The organism is Niveispirillum sp. CC-CTL257, from assembly GCF_059489915.1.
In genome coordinates, this window is sequence record NZ_JCAJXE010000001.1 from 1,752,716 (window position 1) to 1,768,748 (window position 16,033).

Consider the following 16,033-nt stretch of genomic DNA (forward strand, 5'->3'; position numbering starts at 1 on the left):
TTAAAAGGCCTCGGCAACCTGGCCGGGCGTGGATGGGCTGGTGGTCAGCAGCCGTTGCACGGCCGGGCCACCAAAGCGGGCGAACAGAAGCGGGGTCAGAACAGTGTCCAGCACAGTGGCGCTGATCAGCCCGCCAAAGATGGTGACGGCGACGGGGTGCAGGATTTCCTTGCCCGGCGCATCGGCCCCCACAAGCAGGGGAACCAGCGCCAGACCCGCCGACAAGGCCGTCATCAGCACGGGCACCAACCGTTCCCGGCTGCCACGCCGGATCATGGCGGGGCCGAACACCTCCCCTTCGATCCGGCAGAGATTGATGTAGTGGCTGATTTTCAGGATGCCGTTGCGGGTGGAGATGCCAGCCAGCGTGATAAAGCCCACCATGCTGGCCACAGACAGCGGCAAACCCGCCAGCCACAAGGCCGCCACCGACCCGACCAGGGCCATGGGCACCGTCCCCATGATGATCAATACCGGCACGGCGGCACGGTAGCGGCTGTACAGCACCAGGAAGATCAGGGCGAAGGAGACCACCGACAGGGCGGCAATGGTGCGGGCCGCCTGTTCCTGCGCCTGGAAAGTGCCTTCCAGGCTGGCATGCGTGCCGGCAGGCATGGGCGTGGCATCCAGGACGGCGCGAATATCGGCCACAATGGCCGCCATGTCGCGCTTGCCATCGCCATTGCCCAGCAGGGCCAGACGCCGCTGACCATTCTCCCGCATCACCTCATTCGGGCCATCGCCCTCGCTCACCTCTGCCAGCTGTGACAGGGGCACGGGGCCTAACGGTGTGTCGATCAGCACGCGGCCCAGCGTCGCCGGATCCCGCGCCTCATCCTTCAGGCGCAGGACAAGGTCGTGGCGGCGGTCGCCCTCGATGATCTCCGTTACCACCTCACCGCTGGACAGGGTCTGCACCGCGGAAAGAATGGCGGACGGGGTGATGCCATGCGCGCGCGCCCGGTCGGGATCAACATCGACGCGCAATTGCGGGATCAGGACCTGCTTTTCGATCTGCAAATCGACAAGACCGGGAACCGTGGACAGCTTCTGCTGCAACCCGCCGGCAAGCGCCCGCAGCGCGACCATGTCGTCGCCATAGAGCTTTACGGCCAACTGGGCGCGCACACCTGACAGCATATGGTCCAGACGGTGGGAAATCGGCTGCCCGATATTCACCGTCACGGGCAGGCTGGACAGGCGGGCACGCACATCGGCCAGGATATCGGCCTTGGGCCGGTCCGACGGCTTCAGATGGGCGTCAATCTCCGATGCATGCACCCCCATGGCATGTTCGTCCAGTTCGGCCCGACCGGTACGGCGGGCGACGGCGGTCACCTCTGGCACCTGGGCGATCAACCGTTCGGCCATGCGCCCAACCTCTGATGATTGCTCCAGAGAGATGCCGGGTTGCATCGCCATGCTGATGGTCAGGGTGCCTTCGTTGAAATCCGGCAGAAAGGCGCGCGGCAGGAAGGGCACCGCAACCAGTGCCACCAGCACGGCACCCGCCACGCTTCCCATGACCAGCGACCGGTGAGCAAAGGCCCAGTCCAGCAGCCGATCATTGCCCGCCTTCAGTTTACGGACCAGCCAGCCATCATGTTCCACGCTGTCCGCCAGTTTCGGCAGCAGGTAGTAACACAGCACCGGCGTGACCGTGATGGCCGTGACCAGACTGGCCAGGATCGACACGATGTACGCAATGCCCAACGGCGCAAACAAACGCCCCTCAATCCCCGACAGGGCGAACAGCGGCACAAAGACCAGGACGATGATGGCCGTGGCATAGACAATGCCCGACCGCACCTCCGTACTGGCCGACAGCACGATGGACAGGACGGGCAGCGGTTCGGGACGCAGCGCATTCTCCCGCAGGCGGCGGAAGATATTCTCCACATCCACCACGGCATCATCGACCAACTCACCAATGGCGATGGCAAGCCCGCCCAGCGTCATGGTGTTGATGGTCAGGCCCAGCGCCTTGAACACCAGCACGGCGACCAGCAGCGAGATGGGAATGGCCGTCAGGCTGATGATGGTCGTGCGGAAATTACCTAAGAACAGGAACAGGATGACGGCAACGACGATCCCGGCCTCCACCAACACGCGTTCGACATTATCGACGCTGTTCTCAATGAAATCGGCCTGACGGAAGACCACGACCGGGGCCGCCACCCCCTGCGGCAACCCGGAGGTCAGCTCCGCCAAGGCCCGTTCCACGGCGCGGGTGACGGTCAGCGTATCGGCATCCGGCTGTTTCTGCACAGAGATCAGCACGGCGGTGGCGGCGTTCAGGCCAGCATCGCCCCGGCGCGGACGGGCCGCATGGTCAACATCCGCCACATCACCCAAAACGATGGTGGCCCCATCGGTAGCAGCCACGGGTAGCTTGCGCAAATCATCCAGCCGGCTGGTCCGACCGATGCCGCGCACCAGAAGCTCCTCGCCCCGCCGTTCCACGATGCCGCCGCCGACATTGGCACCATAGTCAGAAAGGGCTGTGCGCACCTGTTCCAGGTTAACGCCCAGCAAGGCCATGCGGCCTGTATCGGGGGCCACCCGGAACTGCCGCACCTCACCGCCCATGGGAATGACCTGCGACACACCTTGGATGGACAGGATACGGGGCCGCAGGGTCCAATCACCAACATCGCGTAACTGCATCGGGTCGATGGCGGCTCCCTGCGCCGGGGTCAGGGCCACCAGCATGATCTCTCCCATAATGGAGGAGATGGGGCCCATATGGGGCACCACGCCGGGCGGCAACTGCCCGGTCAGCAGCGACAGGCGTTCCGTCACCTGCTGCCGGTTGCGATAGATCTCGGTGCCCCAGCCGAACTCCACCGTCACCACCGACAGACCGGCGGAAGATGTGGATCGGACCCGTTCCACCCCCGGCATGCCATTCATGGCGGTTTCGATGGGGAAGCTGACCAGCCGTTCCACCTCCTCCGGGGCCATGCCGGGGCTTTCGGTCATCAAGGTGATGGTGGGCCGGTTCAGGTCGGGGAACACATCCACCGACAGATGACCCAGCGTGAACGCGCCATAAAGCGTCAGCAGTAACGCTGCGACCAACACCATCAGCCGGTTGCGGAGCGCGGTGGAGACGATTGCGTTAAACATCATCGCCCCCTATCGGATCTGGTTCAGAAGAGTGGCACCGCGCACCACGACGCGCGCACCTTCCTCCACTCCGGCCAGCAGGCGCACCGCATCGGCCCCCGCCGGCTCCACCCGCACGGTGCGCGGCGTGAAGCGCTGGGCCGTCTCATGGATCAGCACCGCCGGCAACCCGTCCGACCCACGCACCAAGGCGTCACGGGGCACCAGCAGCCCCGCCACGGGCGTACCGGCAGGCCGCGACAGGGTCAGCATAGTGCCGACCACCGGCACCGCCCCGCCCCAGCCGCCATCCTGGGCGTGCAGCAGCAGGCGCGTTGCCCCCGGCACCGGGGCCACCCCCTGCCCCACCAGCGTCATTGTCACCGTCGTGGTACCAACCTTCGCCGTGACCATCGCCCCATCCGGCAAAGGCCCGTCAAAGGACAGAGCCTCCACCATGACGGCGCCCGGTTCCGTCACCTCGAACACGATGGTGATGTCGCGATCCTCGATCATCAGGCCGGGCACGGCGTTGCTGCTGCTGATCACCCCATCGATGGGGGATGTCAGGGGCACGCGCTTTGCCACCGCACGGGCCATGGCCTCCCGTTCGCGCAGCAAGCCGTCCAGGGTGGCGCGTGCGTCATCAATCTCCGCCTGCGCCACGGCCCCTTTCAGGTTGGACAGACGGTTCCATTGCTGCTGCGCCAACCGGATATCCTTATCTAATGCTGCCAGCTGCTGGGAAATGCCGCTGCCATCCTCGGCCCGCAGCACCAGCTCGACATAGCCCAGCACCTGCCCCGCCTTCACCAGGGTGCCGGGCAGGGGGAAGCCACCATCGGGCGGCATCAAGCGGCCCGATTGCGGTGCCTGAACCCGGCCCGACCGGTTAGGGTCATTGATCACCCGGCCCGTCAGCGTGACCGTGGGCGATACCTCACCGCTGGTGAGTTCCTGGGTACGGATGGACAGCAGGCGCTGCGTTGCCTTGGGCACGAACAGGCCGCCATCGGGCAGGCGGCGGGGAGTGTTGCCCGCCACCGGCTCCGGTGCCGGCGCACCATGATCATGGCCTTCATGGGCCAGCACCCGCTCCGTCGGCAGGGCCACGGCCAGCAGCAGCAGCAGGACCGGCACGGCACGGCGCGACCGCAGCGACAACAGCCCCGCCCCCAGCACCATGCCCGCGATCAGCGCGCCCGCCGCCCATAGGATCGCACCCCAGCCGGTGGATGCCGCCGCGACCGGGGCCGCCGCCGGTACCGTCAGGGTGCCGACCAGAAGGTCGGCCACTCCATCACCCGTGACGGTGAAGTTCAGGGCATGCTCGCCCGGTTTGGCCCAGGGGGCCAGCGCGCGGTAGGTGCCATCGGGCGCCGCCGGCACGGTAACCGGCGTACCGCCATCGGCGGACATGGTGACGGCGGCCCCCGTCACGGGGCTGTTATCGGCCAGACGGTCAATGAACAGGGTGATGTTCCCGCCCTGCAACAGGGCGACCAGCTGCACATCCCCACCATCTGTTTCCAGCGTCGGGACAGCGGTGGGAGACGGGGCCGGGGTGGCGGCGGCATCGGCGGCGCCATGGTCATGCCCTTCATGGGCGGATACGGCCAGGGCCGGGGCCGGGAACAAAGCCGCCGCCAGCAACAGGCGCGACAGGATTTTCATGGGATGATTCCATCTGACAACGCAGAACAGGCACCGGCGGCGCGAGCGCGCGGGTGCAGCGGGGGCGTGTCAGATGGTCAGCGGCGGTCGTGGGTCGGGCGGCGTGGTCAGACCCGCCGGATCAATCGCCCGGCCCGGCAGCAGCAGGCCCGCCGGCACCGGCAAGGTCAGGGCCGTCACCACCGGCAAGCCTGTCCCGACATGGGCGGCACAGCTGGCCGCACAGCCACAGGTGCAGGCATCCTTGCAGCAATCATCTGCCATGCCCTGCCCATGTTTGTGGGCATGGTCATGGGGGCTGGCGGCGGCCTGCTGCACGCCCTGCTGTTCGTGGCAATCGGTCTGCGCCGCCATCTCGTGATGCTGATGGGCCGACGCCTTGGCGTGACCGTCATGATTCTCATGCGCCGATGCCGTCGCAAAGCCGAACAGGGCCAGGACCAGTGCCACCGCACCAGCCTTCAGCAACCCTGTCCAGAATGATGCGATACGGCGCATGGCCCTGCCTTTGGAAGCAACCATCCCAACATGGTATCAGGCGGCGGCACACGCAAGGCCAATCAGCGGCCTATAACAGTGTTTCATGCCGTCATGAAAAAAGGGCGGGAACCGCCTGCTGCGATGCCCGCCCTTCTTCTGGGTTGCTGTTGTTCAGCCCCGGTCGCGATCACGTTCGCGGCGGGGCGGCTTGTTCGCACCGTCGGCGATTTCGGCCTTCAGCGCGCGGATACGCTCCGCCATGGTTTCCTTCAGGCCCGGCGTCGGCTTCGGACCGAGCGCGGCATAGGCCGCTTCCAGCTGCAACAGGGCCCGGCGCTTTTCGTCATCGTTGCGCTTCAGGGGCCGGTTGTCGCTGCGCTGTCCTTCCAAAGAACGCATGATCAATCCCTTGTTGAAAAAGCTGATGCTGGTTTGGCAACGAAAAAGCCCCGGCCTTTCGGCGCGGGGCTTTTTCCGTATCCGCCAAATGGTGCTCAAGTCATCCATCCGGCACCGCCACCGGAAACCAAGAACTCGTGTCTTGGAAGGTGGCGTCCCCAACGGGATTCGAACCCGTGTTACCAACGTGAAAGGCTGGTGTCCTAGGCCTCTAGACGATGGGGACGTCGTCGGTGGGCGGTTAATTAGCCGGACCCGCCGGGCTGTTCAAGCACTTTTTTTCACTTTCTTGCATAACGCCCATGCCGGACCCGACTTCGATCAATTCTTATAACGGTCCAGGGTCCGTTCGACACGATATTCCAGATCGCGGATAATGTTGAACGAGGGCAGGCCCTTCAACACCTTCTGCACCCCGCGCAGATGGGCGATGGCCACCATATGCTTCGGCCGGGCGCGCAGATACTCGACGCGGAAATTGATCCCGATCTCCAGCCGCTGTTCCAGATCGGCCTCCTTGGACCGCATCAACCGGTCCTGGCCTTCCTGTTCCATCAGCTTCTTGACCGCCGTGAACAGAACCGTGGCGGCCTGGGCGATGCCCACCTCCTCCTCGGTCGGGACATGGGCCATGTCGGGTTCAAGCCGGACCTCCACGCCCTTCTTCTCCTGCAACGGCTTGACCGGTAGCACCACGACCGCATCCTGGATGGCGGCCATCAGGAACGTATCCACGGCCTGCATCACCCGGCCCCGCGCCTCGGTCAGCAGCTTCTGCCATTCCGGATTCGGCTCAACCTGAACCTCTTCCGCCAAGCTTTTGATCATCAGCTGCGCATCCGACACCAGCCGCGCGCAGGTCAAAAGCCAAACGCGCCGCGCCATCACCGGCCCCGCCGACGCCTTGCCGATCTCCGACAGGGTGCGGGTCAGGTCGGAGAACAGGCGGGCCGGGATCAGGCGGGCCGGATGGTTGCCGGACACATGGCTCAGATCCTGCGACAGCATGCGGACCAGACGCAGCGCCTGGAAAGGCTGCATCAGCAGCGTCATCAGCCCGAAGAAGAAATACTCAACCAGATCGGCACCCCGATCATGGATGTTCATATAGGCGGTGCGCGCCGCCACCACGGAAGCGGGGGTGAAGTCGGCGATACGGCCCGCGCCTTCCACCCCGGCCATGCGGCGCACCCGCTCCAGCGCCGGGGTCAGCTGGCTGTGCAGGCCCAGCAGCACCCCGATCTCCCGCATATCCTCCAGCGCGCGGTCCCCGCCCAGCATGGAGGACAGCTCCCCCCGCCGCCCATAGGATTTCTGCGCCTCGGCCAGAAGGGTGTTGGTCGCATCGGCCGCCGCGATCACGCCCCGGTCGGCGATGGCGGGCAGGTCGGCCCAGCGCTGTTCGCGCACGGCCTTGCCATACTCCCCCTCCAGCGCCGCCAGCGCGGCCCGGTGCGGGGAGGCCAGCAGCACCCGCCACCAGGGGTTCAGCACCTGCCGGGCCAGCGCACCCTTACGCTTTTCCTCATGCAGGTCGCCGTCATAAAGGAAAATCTCCAGCGCCACGCAGATGGCGCGCTGGAAGGTCGGCACGCGGGCCGGGCGCAGATTGCGCAGGCGTGGGCGCAGCGTCTCCAGGATCTGTTCGTCGGTCGGGTCACGGCGTTCGGCGGCCCGGGCCAGTTCCACCGCGCGCGCCACGCGCAGCAGCGAATTCTCATCCAGCTGTTCGAAATGGGCCTGAAGCTTGGACACGGCAGAAGTGGGCTCGGGCGGTGTGACCGTGGTTTCCTTCATCTTGCCCGTATCCGGCCTTTCGGCCGGCACCCCCGCCGCGCGTACATTCATGACCCCGATCGCCCCGCACAAAACCAACGCGACCGCCCTGCCCCGGCAGTGATCATGCAAGCGGCAACTGGGCGATGGGCGACTATATGCTATGCGGCGATAGCTGTCTTTAACGAATTGGCAATAATTTGTTAAAGACCGATGGCGATTGAATGAATAGACACTCAGGTTTCCTTTACCCGGCGTTGCCGGAAACCGCTGCATCATCAATCAACAACTGTACCCCGTCATTACCGTTCCAACGGTCGGGCCGCAAAGTGCCCGCCAGATGCAGGGGCCGCCCACCGCTTTGCAGCAAAGCGGGACCCAGATCGCTGTCCATGGCGCGGAAGGCGATTGATTTCAAACGGCTGCCGTCGCTGCCTGTCAGGATGCAGCGCACATGCTTGCCCTCCCCGCCCACGACATCGGCCTTCACGATGCGGGCGTCGGTGACGGCGAAGCGCGGTTCGGAATTGCCAGTGCCATAGGGGGCCAGCCGTTCCAGATGGCGCATCAGCTCAGTATTGGCCCCGCGCACCGACAGGGCACCATCCAGCGACAAAGACGGCACCAGCGGGCCTGTATCCTCCAGCTGCCGGGCAATCCGTTCGCGCAGGAAGGTGCGGAGGTCGTCGATCTTTTCCCGCTCCACTGTAAAGCCTGCCGCCATGGCGTGCCCGCCGCCGGCCACCAGCAGGCCTGCCTGACGTGCCGCAATGATGGCTGATCCCAGGTCCACACCGCGCACCGACCGGCCCGATGCCTTGCCCACCATACCGTCCAGCGCCACCACACAGGCCGGGCGGTTGAACCGGTCCTTCAGGCGCGACGCGACGATACCGATGACGCCTGGATGCCACCCCTCCCCCACGGCCAGGACCAGTTCGGGACTGTCATCCACGCTGGTTTCCATCAGGGCGATGGCATCTTCCAGCACCGAAGCCTCAATGGCCCGGCGTTCAGCGTTAAACGCGTGCAGTTCCTTGGCCAGATCGGCGGCCTCCGCCGGCGACTCCGTGGCCAGCAGCCGCGTGCCCAGATCGGCCCGGCCCACCCGTCCGCCGGCATTCACGCGCGGCCCGATAATATATCCAGCGTGATAGGCATCCATCGCCTCGTTCACGCCCGCCACATCGGCCAGCGCTGAGATGCCTATATTGGCCCGCTTGCCCATGACGCGCAGCCCCTGCGCCACGAAGGCCCGGTTCAGCCCGACAAGTGGCACCACGTCACAGACAGTGCCTAACGCCACGATATCCAGCCAGGACATCAGGTCCGGCTCACTGCGCCCATTGCCATAGAACCCACTGCCGCGCAGCAGCCGGTTGACCGCCACGATCAGCAGGAAAGTAACCCCCACGGCGGCCAATGTCGAAAGCGGCCCGCCCGCCGGTTCATCCATGCGGTTGGGGTTCACCACCGCCGTCACCTCGGGCAGGCGCGGTTCGGCCTTGTGATGGTCCACCACCACCACTTCCAACCCGGCGGCCACGGCCCCGTGCAGCGGATCGAAACTGGTCACCCCGCAATCGACGGTGACGACCAGATCGATGCCTTCTTCCTTCAGCTTCAGGAGGGCTGGCAGGTTTGGCCCATACCCTTCCTCGATCCGGTCAGGGATATAGACGCGCAATTGCCGCCCCACAGCCCGGAAGAACCGGTTCAGCAGGGCGGTGGAGGTCGCTCCATCCACATCATAATCGCCAAAGACCGCTACCTTCTCCCCATCGCGGATGGCGCGGGCCACACGGTCGGCGGCCTTGTCCATGTCGCGCAGCACCGAAGGGTCGGGCATGAAGGCGCGCAAGGTGGGCGATAGGAACCGCTCCACCTCCTCCACCCCCACCCCACGCCCGGCCAGCAACCGCCCCACCAGCTCCGGTAACCCATGCGCCTGCGCCAAGGTCAGGGCCAGCCGGTCATCGCTGTTGCGCGCCTTCCAGCGGCGGCCGGTGAGCGAGCTTTCAACGCCAAGGAAGGCGGGGTTGGTCATGGGGATACCCGTGGGGTAATGCGAGGGGAGGTCAGGAAAGAATAGAGAGCAATCACGCCGCAATGCCCAAAAATCGTCATCCCCGCGAAAGCGGGGACCCAGCATAAGGCGCGGTCAGCGCCGATATGACTCGTATCGCGGCAGACGCCGCTTACGCTGGGTCCCCGCTTTCGCGGGGATGACAATAAAAGTACGCTAAAAGTACGCTCGACCCTGGGAAGCAGATTTACCGCTTCGCTTCCGGGATCATGCTGGTCTTGGTGCGCAGATTGTGGTGCGCCTCAACGTACCGCACCGTGCCCGACTTGGACCGCATCACCACGGAATGGGTGATGGCCCCGCCGGGGAAGCGACGCACGCCGCCCAGCATGGGGCCGGTGGTCACGCCGGTGGCGCAGAACATCACGTCGCCCCGGGCCAGATCGTACAGGCTGTACTTCTTGTCCAGATCGGTGACGCCCCAGCGCTTGGCGCGCTCCCGCTCGGCATCGTTGCGGAAAATCAGACGGCCCTGGAACTGCCCGCCGATGCAGCGCAGGGCGGCAGCGGCCAAAACCCCCTCCGGCGCACCGCCCGACCCCATATACAGGTCGATGCCGGCATTGGGCTGGGCCGTGGCGATCACGCCCGACACGTCACCATCGCCGATCAGCATGATGCGGGCACCCGCCTCGCGCACGCGGGCGATCAGTTCGGCATGGCGCGGACGGTCCAGGATGCAGACCACCAGCTCCGACACGTCCGCACCCTTGGCCAGGGCGAGGTTGCGCAGGTTGGTCTCGACCTTCTCATCCAGATCAACCACGCCACCCGGCAGGCCACCGCCCACCGCGATCTTTTCCATATAGACGTCGGGCGCGTTCAGGAAGCCACCGGCCTCCGCCATCGCAATGACGGCCAGGGCGTTGGGGCCGCCCTTGGCGCAGATGGTCGTGCCTTCCAGCGGGTCCAGGGCGATGTCGATCTTGGGGCCGTTGCCGGTGCCGACCTTTTCCCCGATATAGAGCATCGGGGCTTCGTCGCGCTCACCCTCGCCGATCACGACGGTTCCGTCGATGGACAGGCTGTTCAGGGCCTTGCGCATCGCGTCCACGGCGGCCTGGTCGGCGGCCTTTTCGTCGCCACGGCCCATCAGCAGCGAGGCCGACAGGGCCGCCGCCTCGGTGACGCGGACGACTTCCAGCGCCAGATTGCGATCCATCACCAGGGAGAAATCGCCCTTCGGATTGCTCTTCTCACTCATTATCGTTCCCCTATGGCTGAGATCGGCGTCTTGTTGATTGCGCCGTTCCTGGGTTGAGTGTGTATCAGAAATCCTCGATGCGGATCATGCGCGGCGGTTCCAGAACACTGTCCAACGACGCGATGGTGGCGAGCGCCTGCTGCATGGCGGCCTCGTCCGTGTCGTGGGTGGTCCAGACGACCGGCACCGCCTCGCCCGGTGCCCGCCCGCGCTGCAGGAAGGCCTCCATGGAGACATTCTGGTCGCGCAAGGTGGCGGCGATCTCGGCAATCACGCCGGGACGATCGACCACCATCAGGCGGACATAATAGCGACCGCGACGGCGGCTCAACGGCGCGGCCTTGGCCGGCTCCAGCTCACCCGCCGGCACGCCAAAGGTCGGCGTGGAACGGCCACGGGCGATATCCACCAGATCGGCGACAACGGCGGACGCGGTCGGGCCGGCACCAGCACCACGCCCCACCAGCACCACCTTGTCCACGAAATCGCCATCAGCCACGACGGCGTTAAACACGCCATCGGTGGCACCGCAGGGGCTGGTGATCGGCACCATGCAGGGATGCACGCGCTGTTCGATGCCATCCGGGGTGCGCCGGGCAATGCCCAGCAGGCGGATGCGGTAGCCCAGTTCCTGGGCATAGTTGATGTCGAGGGCGGAGACGTGGCGGATGCCCTCGATATGCACCGACTTGAAATCGACATGCGCGCCAAAGGCCACAGCGGTCAGGACCGCCAGCTTATGCGCGGCGTCAACGCCATCCACGTCAAAGGACGGGTCCGCCTCGGCATAGCCCAGGCGCTGGGCATCGGCCAGAACATCGGCGAAATCGCGGCCCGTGGTCCGCATTTCGGTCAGGATGTAATTGCAGGTGCCGTTCAGGATGCCGTGGACTTCACGGATATTGTTGGCCGCCAACCCTTCGCGCAGGCCCTTGATGGCGGGAATGCCGCCGGCCACCGCCGCCTCGAACGCCAGGGTCAGGCCGGCAGACTCGGCCTTGGCGGCCAATGAAGCACCGTGATGGGCCAGCAGCGCCTTGTTGGCCGTCACCACATGCTTGCCGGCGGCCAGCGCCGCTTCCACCGCTTGGCGGGCGATACCGTCGGACCCGCCGATCAGTTCGACGAACACATCCACATCAGGATCAACGGCCAGATCGGCCGCATTCTCATACCAGCGGACATTGGACAGATCGACGCCACGGTCGCGGCTGCGGTCGCGGGCGGAAACGGCCACCACCTGAATGGGGCGGCCCGTCCGCTTGGACAGCAGATCGGCATTGGCCGATACCAGCTTCAGAACCCCGCCGCCGACCGTGCCCAAGCCAGCGACGCCAATACGCAAGACTTTGCCATCAACCATCAGAATTGATCCTCAGTCGACAATGCCGGGTTCGGACGTGATGGGCGCGTTGACCTTGCGCGCCTTGTCCAGGAAAATCTTGATGTTGCGCGTCGCCTGCCGGATGCGCTGGGTGTTTTCCACCAACCCGAACCGCACATGCGTGTCGCCATATTCGCCAAACCCGATGCCGGGGCTGACGGCGACCTTGGCCTCCTGCATCAGGACCTTGGCGAATTCCAGGCTGCTCAAATGCTTGAACGGCTCGGGGATTTCGGCCCAGACGAACATGGAGGCGGTGGGCGACGGCACCATCCAACCGGCCTGATGCAGCCCTTCGATCAGCACGTCGCGTCGCTGCTTGTACATCTCGCGGATCTCCAGCACGCAATCCTGCGGCCCGTTCAAGGCGGCGGTGGCCGCCACCTGAATGGGCGTGAAGGCGCCGTAATCCACATAGGATTTGAACTTAGCCAGCGCGCCGACCAGCTTCTTGGAACCCACGCCAAAACCGACACGCCAGCCGGGCATGTTGTAGGTCTTGGACAGGCTGTTGAATTCCACGGTGATGTCGCGCGCTTCCGGGATCTGCAACACCGACGGCGGCGGATTGCCGTCGAAATAGATCTCGGCATAGGCGATGTCGGACAGGATATAGATGCCGTGCTTCAGGCACAGATCCACGATGGGCCGATAGAAATCCAGCGTCACCGTCTGCCCCGTGGGGTTGGCGGGGAAGCTGACGATCAGGGCCGTGGGCTTGGGCACCGAATGCCGGATGGCGCGTTCCAGGGCCGGCACGAAATCATCCAGGCCGTTATTCACGGGAATGTGGCGCAGAGCGGCCCCGGCCAGCATGAAGCCGAACGGATGGATCGGGTAAGACGGATTCGGCACCAGGATCACGTCGCCGGGGCTGGTGATGGCCTGCGCCAGATTGGCCAAGCCTTCCTTGGAACCGATAGTGACGATCGCCTCCGTCTCGGGGTCGATATCGACATCGAAGCGGCGCTTGTAATAGGCGCTGATCGCCTTGCGCAGGCCGGGAATGCCGCGGCTCTGGCTATAGCGGTGGGTCTTGGGGTTCTGGACCGCCTCGATCATCTTCGCCACGATATGCGGCGGCGTCGGCTGGTCCGGGTTACCCATGCCGAGATCGATGATGTCCTCCGCGGCGGCCCTAGCTCGCGCCTTCATCGCATTCACTTCAGCGAAGACGTAGGGCGGAAGCCGCTTGATGCGGTGGAATTCAGTGTCGCTCATGGACCTGGGCACCGGGTTGAAAATGAAAGGGGCGAAATATGTAGCGCACCGCAACAGCCCCCCGCGACATGATTTTGCGCGGAAGCCACGCCAATCTGCCATGAGCGGGCGGGATGGCGGGGGATTATGAAGTTCACCATCACACCTCGCCTTCCCGGCGAAGGCCGGGACCCAGGGGCCAAGCGCCCGACCTATCGGCAGCGTTCATCACCGCTGCGGCGACTGTGAGCCTGCGGCCCCTGGGCCCCGGCCTTCGCCGGGGAGGCAGTTGGTGCCTGCTAACTCCCCTCCGGCACCCTCGGCAATGCCTGCGGCACCGGCGGCGGTGCATCGGGCACGTCGGGCACATCTTCCGGCCGACCACGCGGATCGGTGGACCGGGCGCGCAGCGCGTTGCCCGCCGCCTCCCCCTCGGCACGGTCGGCCTGCAACCGGTCGATCAGGGCCTGGCGTTCAATGGGGTTGGAGAATTCCTCCGGCCGGGCCGGCACGGAACCCAGATTGGCCTTGCCCTTCAAGGTCGGGTCGGCGCGGCGGATGGGCCGGGCACCGGTCAGGGCCTTCACAGGGTCGGCATCGGTGATTTCCGACGGTTTCGCAGGGGCCGGGCCATCATCAAACACGATGTCGGGCACGGGCACCTGGGCGCAGGCCGACAGGCCCAGCAGGGCCAGAAGGGCTGCAAGGCGAAGATGTCGGGGCGATACGTATGCGGCGGTGAAAATCATGGGCGGATCGTGTATGAAAAAAAGCGGGACGGCAACCCGCCCGCCATACCGCCATCGGACAGGCTGGCATGCGGGACCGATCCTGGACAAAGCCGACGGCCCCACCCCGGGGTGATGCAGAATCGGCAATGTCCCCGTGCCTGGGAAACGTGTCGTCAAGGAATTCAGCATGGCCGAGCCGCAAAGCCCCGAGATCAAGATCCCCGATCCGGTCGAAATGTCGCGCAACATGGCGCGCATCGCCGAACAGAGCCAGCGGCTGGTGTCGGATTTCCTGCAACGGCAGAATGGCGGCGACGCGTCGGCTTCCCAGAGCATGATGCATATCGGTGCCGCCTTCATGGAAATGACGGCCCGCCTGATGGCCGATCCGGCCAAGCTGATGCAGGCGCAGATGTCGCTGTGGCAGGATTACATGTCCCTGTGGCAGCGCACGACCCAGCGCCTTCTGGGCCAGGAAGCCGCCCCCGTGGTGGCGCCAGCCAAGGAGGATAAGCGCTTCAAGGACAGCGCCTGGGATGAAAACGCCCTGTTCGACTATATCAAGCAGTCCTACCTGCTGACGGCCCGCTGGCTGCAATCCACCGTGAAAGAGGTGGAGGGCATGGACGACAAGACGGCCAAGAAGGTGGATTTCTATACGCGCCAGTTCGTGGACGCGATGGCCCCCAGCAATTTCGTGATGACCAATCCCGAGGTGTTGCGCGCCACCATGGAATCGGGTGGTGAGAATCTGGTGAAGGGGCTGGAGAACCTGCTGGGCGATCTGGAGCGCGGCAAGGGCCAGCTCGCCATCTCCATGACCGACTATAAAAAGTTCGAGGTGGGCAAGAACATCGCCGCCACACCCGGTCAGGTCGTCTATCAGAACGAGTTGATGCAGCTGATCCAGTATAACCCGACGACGGAGCAGCAGCATAAGCGCCCGCTGCTGATCGTGCCGCCCTGGATCAACAAGTTCTACATCCTGGACCTGCGCCCCGCCAATTCGCTGGTGAAATGGCTGTGTGATCAGGGGCATACGGTGTTCATCGTCTCCTGGGTCAACCCGGATGAACATCTGGCGACCAAGACCTGGGAAGATTACATGACCGCCGGCCCGCTCGCCGCCATCGACGCCATCGAACAGGCGACGGGGGAGCGTGAGATCAACATGGTCGGCTACTGCATCGGCGGGACGCTGACGGCCTCAACCCTGGCCTATATGGCGGAAAAGGGCGACGACCGGGTGAAGAGTGTGCTCTATCTCGTCACCCTGACCGATTTCACCGAGCCCGGTGAACTGTCCGTCTTCATTGATGAGGAACAGCTGGCGGCGCTGGAAGAGAAGATGAACAGCCAGGGCTACCTGAATGGGCAGTCCATGGCGACCACCTTCAACATGCTGCGCGCCAACGACCTGATCTGGTCGTTCGTGGTGAATAACTACCTGCTGGGCAAGGACCCGTTCCCGTTCGACCTTCTGTACTGGAACTCCGACGCCACCCGCATGCCCGCCGCCATGCACAGTTTCTATCTGCGCAACATGTATCAGCGGAACCTGCTGGTGAAGCCCTGCGCCCTGACCCTGAAGGGCGTGGAGATTGATCTGGGCAAGATCAAGATCCCGACCTTCATGCTGTCCACGCGTGAGGATCACATCACGCCCTGGAAGTCGACTTATGCCGCCACCCAGCTTTATGGCGGCCCGGTGAAGTTCGTGCTGGCCGCATCCGGCCATATCGCCGGCGTCGTCAACCCGCCATCGGCCAATAAATACAGCCACTTCCTGAACACCAAGCTGCCCAAGGACCCCGAACAGTGGCTGGCCGGTGCCAAACAGGTGGAGGGCAGCTGGTGGCCGGAATATGCCAAGTGGGTGCAGAAATATGCCGGCCCCAAGGTCCCGGCACGGCAACCCGGCGATGGCAAATTGAAGCCGATCGAGCCGGCCCCCGGCTCCTATGTAAAGGTGCGGGTGGTGGAGTGATCCA

Annotated in this window: 11 protein-coding genes and 1 tRNA gene; 1 reads left to right on the top strand and 11 read right to left on the bottom strand. The window is 64.9% G+C overall.

Annotated elements, in window-relative coordinates; genetic code table 11:
• The 11 genes from ABC729_RS08395 to ABC729_RS08445 form a co-directional block, all read right to left on the bottom strand.
• Positions 1–3,132: an efflux RND transporter permease subunit gene (locus tag ABC729_RS08395; protein ID WP_495607170.1), complete on the bottom strand. Its 3,132-nt coding sequence runs from the start codon at positions 3,130–3,132 to the stop codon at positions 1–3.
• 6 nt (positions 3,133–3,138) lie between these two features.
• Complete coding sequence (locus ABC729_RS08400) at positions 3,139–4,782, bottom strand: efflux RND transporter periplasmic adaptor subunit (RefSeq protein ID WP_495607171.1); 1,644 nt, start codon at positions 4,780–4,782, stop codon at positions 3,139–3,141.
• A 69-nt stretch (positions 4,783–4,851) separates the two neighbouring features.
• A complete protein-coding gene (locus ABC729_RS08405; RefSeq protein WP_495607172.1) occupies positions 4,852–5,280 on the bottom strand; it encodes a CopL family metal-binding regulatory protein in 429 nt (142 codons plus the stop codon).
• Positions 5,281–5,433: 153 nt separating this feature from the next.
• Positions 5,434–5,661, bottom strand: a complete 228-nt coding sequence (locus tag ABC729_RS08410) for a hypothetical protein (RefSeq protein WP_495607173.1) — start codon at positions 5,659–5,661, stop codon at positions 5,434–5,436.
• A gap of 150 nt (positions 5,662–5,811) precedes the next feature.
• Positions 5,812–5,887 (bottom strand) — tRNA-Glu (locus ABC729_RS08415).
• A gap of 95 nt (positions 5,888–5,982) precedes the next feature.
• Positions 5,983–7,509, bottom strand: a complete 1,527-nt coding sequence (locus ABC729_RS08420; protein WP_495607174.1) for a hypothetical protein — start codon at positions 7,507–7,509, stop codon at positions 5,983–5,985.
• Positions 7,510–7,684: 175 nt separating this feature from the next.
• Positions 7,685–9,484 (bottom strand): single-stranded-DNA-specific exonuclease RecJ, encoded by a 1,800-nt coding sequence (gene recJ / locus ABC729_RS08425; protein WP_495607175.1) that lies wholly within the window; start codon positions 9,482–9,484, stop codon positions 7,685–7,687.
• Positions 9,485–9,710: 226 nt separating this feature from the next.
• A complete protein-coding gene (gene glpX, locus ABC729_RS08430) occupies positions 9,711–10,685 on the bottom strand; it encodes a class II fructose-bisphosphatase (protein ID WP_495608662.1) in 975 nt (324 codons plus the stop codon).
• A 106-nt stretch (positions 10,686–10,791) separates the two neighbouring features.
• Positions 10,792–12,090 (bottom strand): homoserine dehydrogenase, encoded by a 1,299-nt coding sequence (locus ABC729_RS08435; protein WP_495607176.1) that lies wholly within the window; start codon positions 12,088–12,090, stop codon positions 10,792–10,794.
• A gap of 12 nt (positions 12,091–12,102) precedes the next feature.
• Entirely contained in the window at positions 12,103–13,332 is a 1,230-nt protein-coding gene (locus tag ABC729_RS08440) for an LL-diaminopimelate aminotransferase (RefSeq protein ID WP_495607177.1), read from the bottom strand.
• A gap of 278 nt (positions 13,333–13,610) precedes the next feature.
• Complete coding sequence (locus ABC729_RS08445) at positions 13,611–14,060, bottom strand: hypothetical protein (protein ID WP_495607178.1); 450 nt, start codon at positions 14,058–14,060, stop codon at positions 13,611–13,613.
• A gap of 169 nt (positions 14,061–14,229) precedes the next feature.
• Between ABC729_RS08445 and ABC729_RS08450 the strand changes: the two genes are divergently transcribed.
• On the top strand, positions 14,230–16,029 hold the full coding sequence (locus ABC729_RS08450) for a PHA/PHB synthase family protein (protein ID WP_495607179.1): 1,800 nt from the start codon (positions 14,230–14,232) through the stop codon (positions 16,027–16,029).
• The last annotated feature ends 4 nt before the right edge of the window (positions 16,030–16,033 follow it).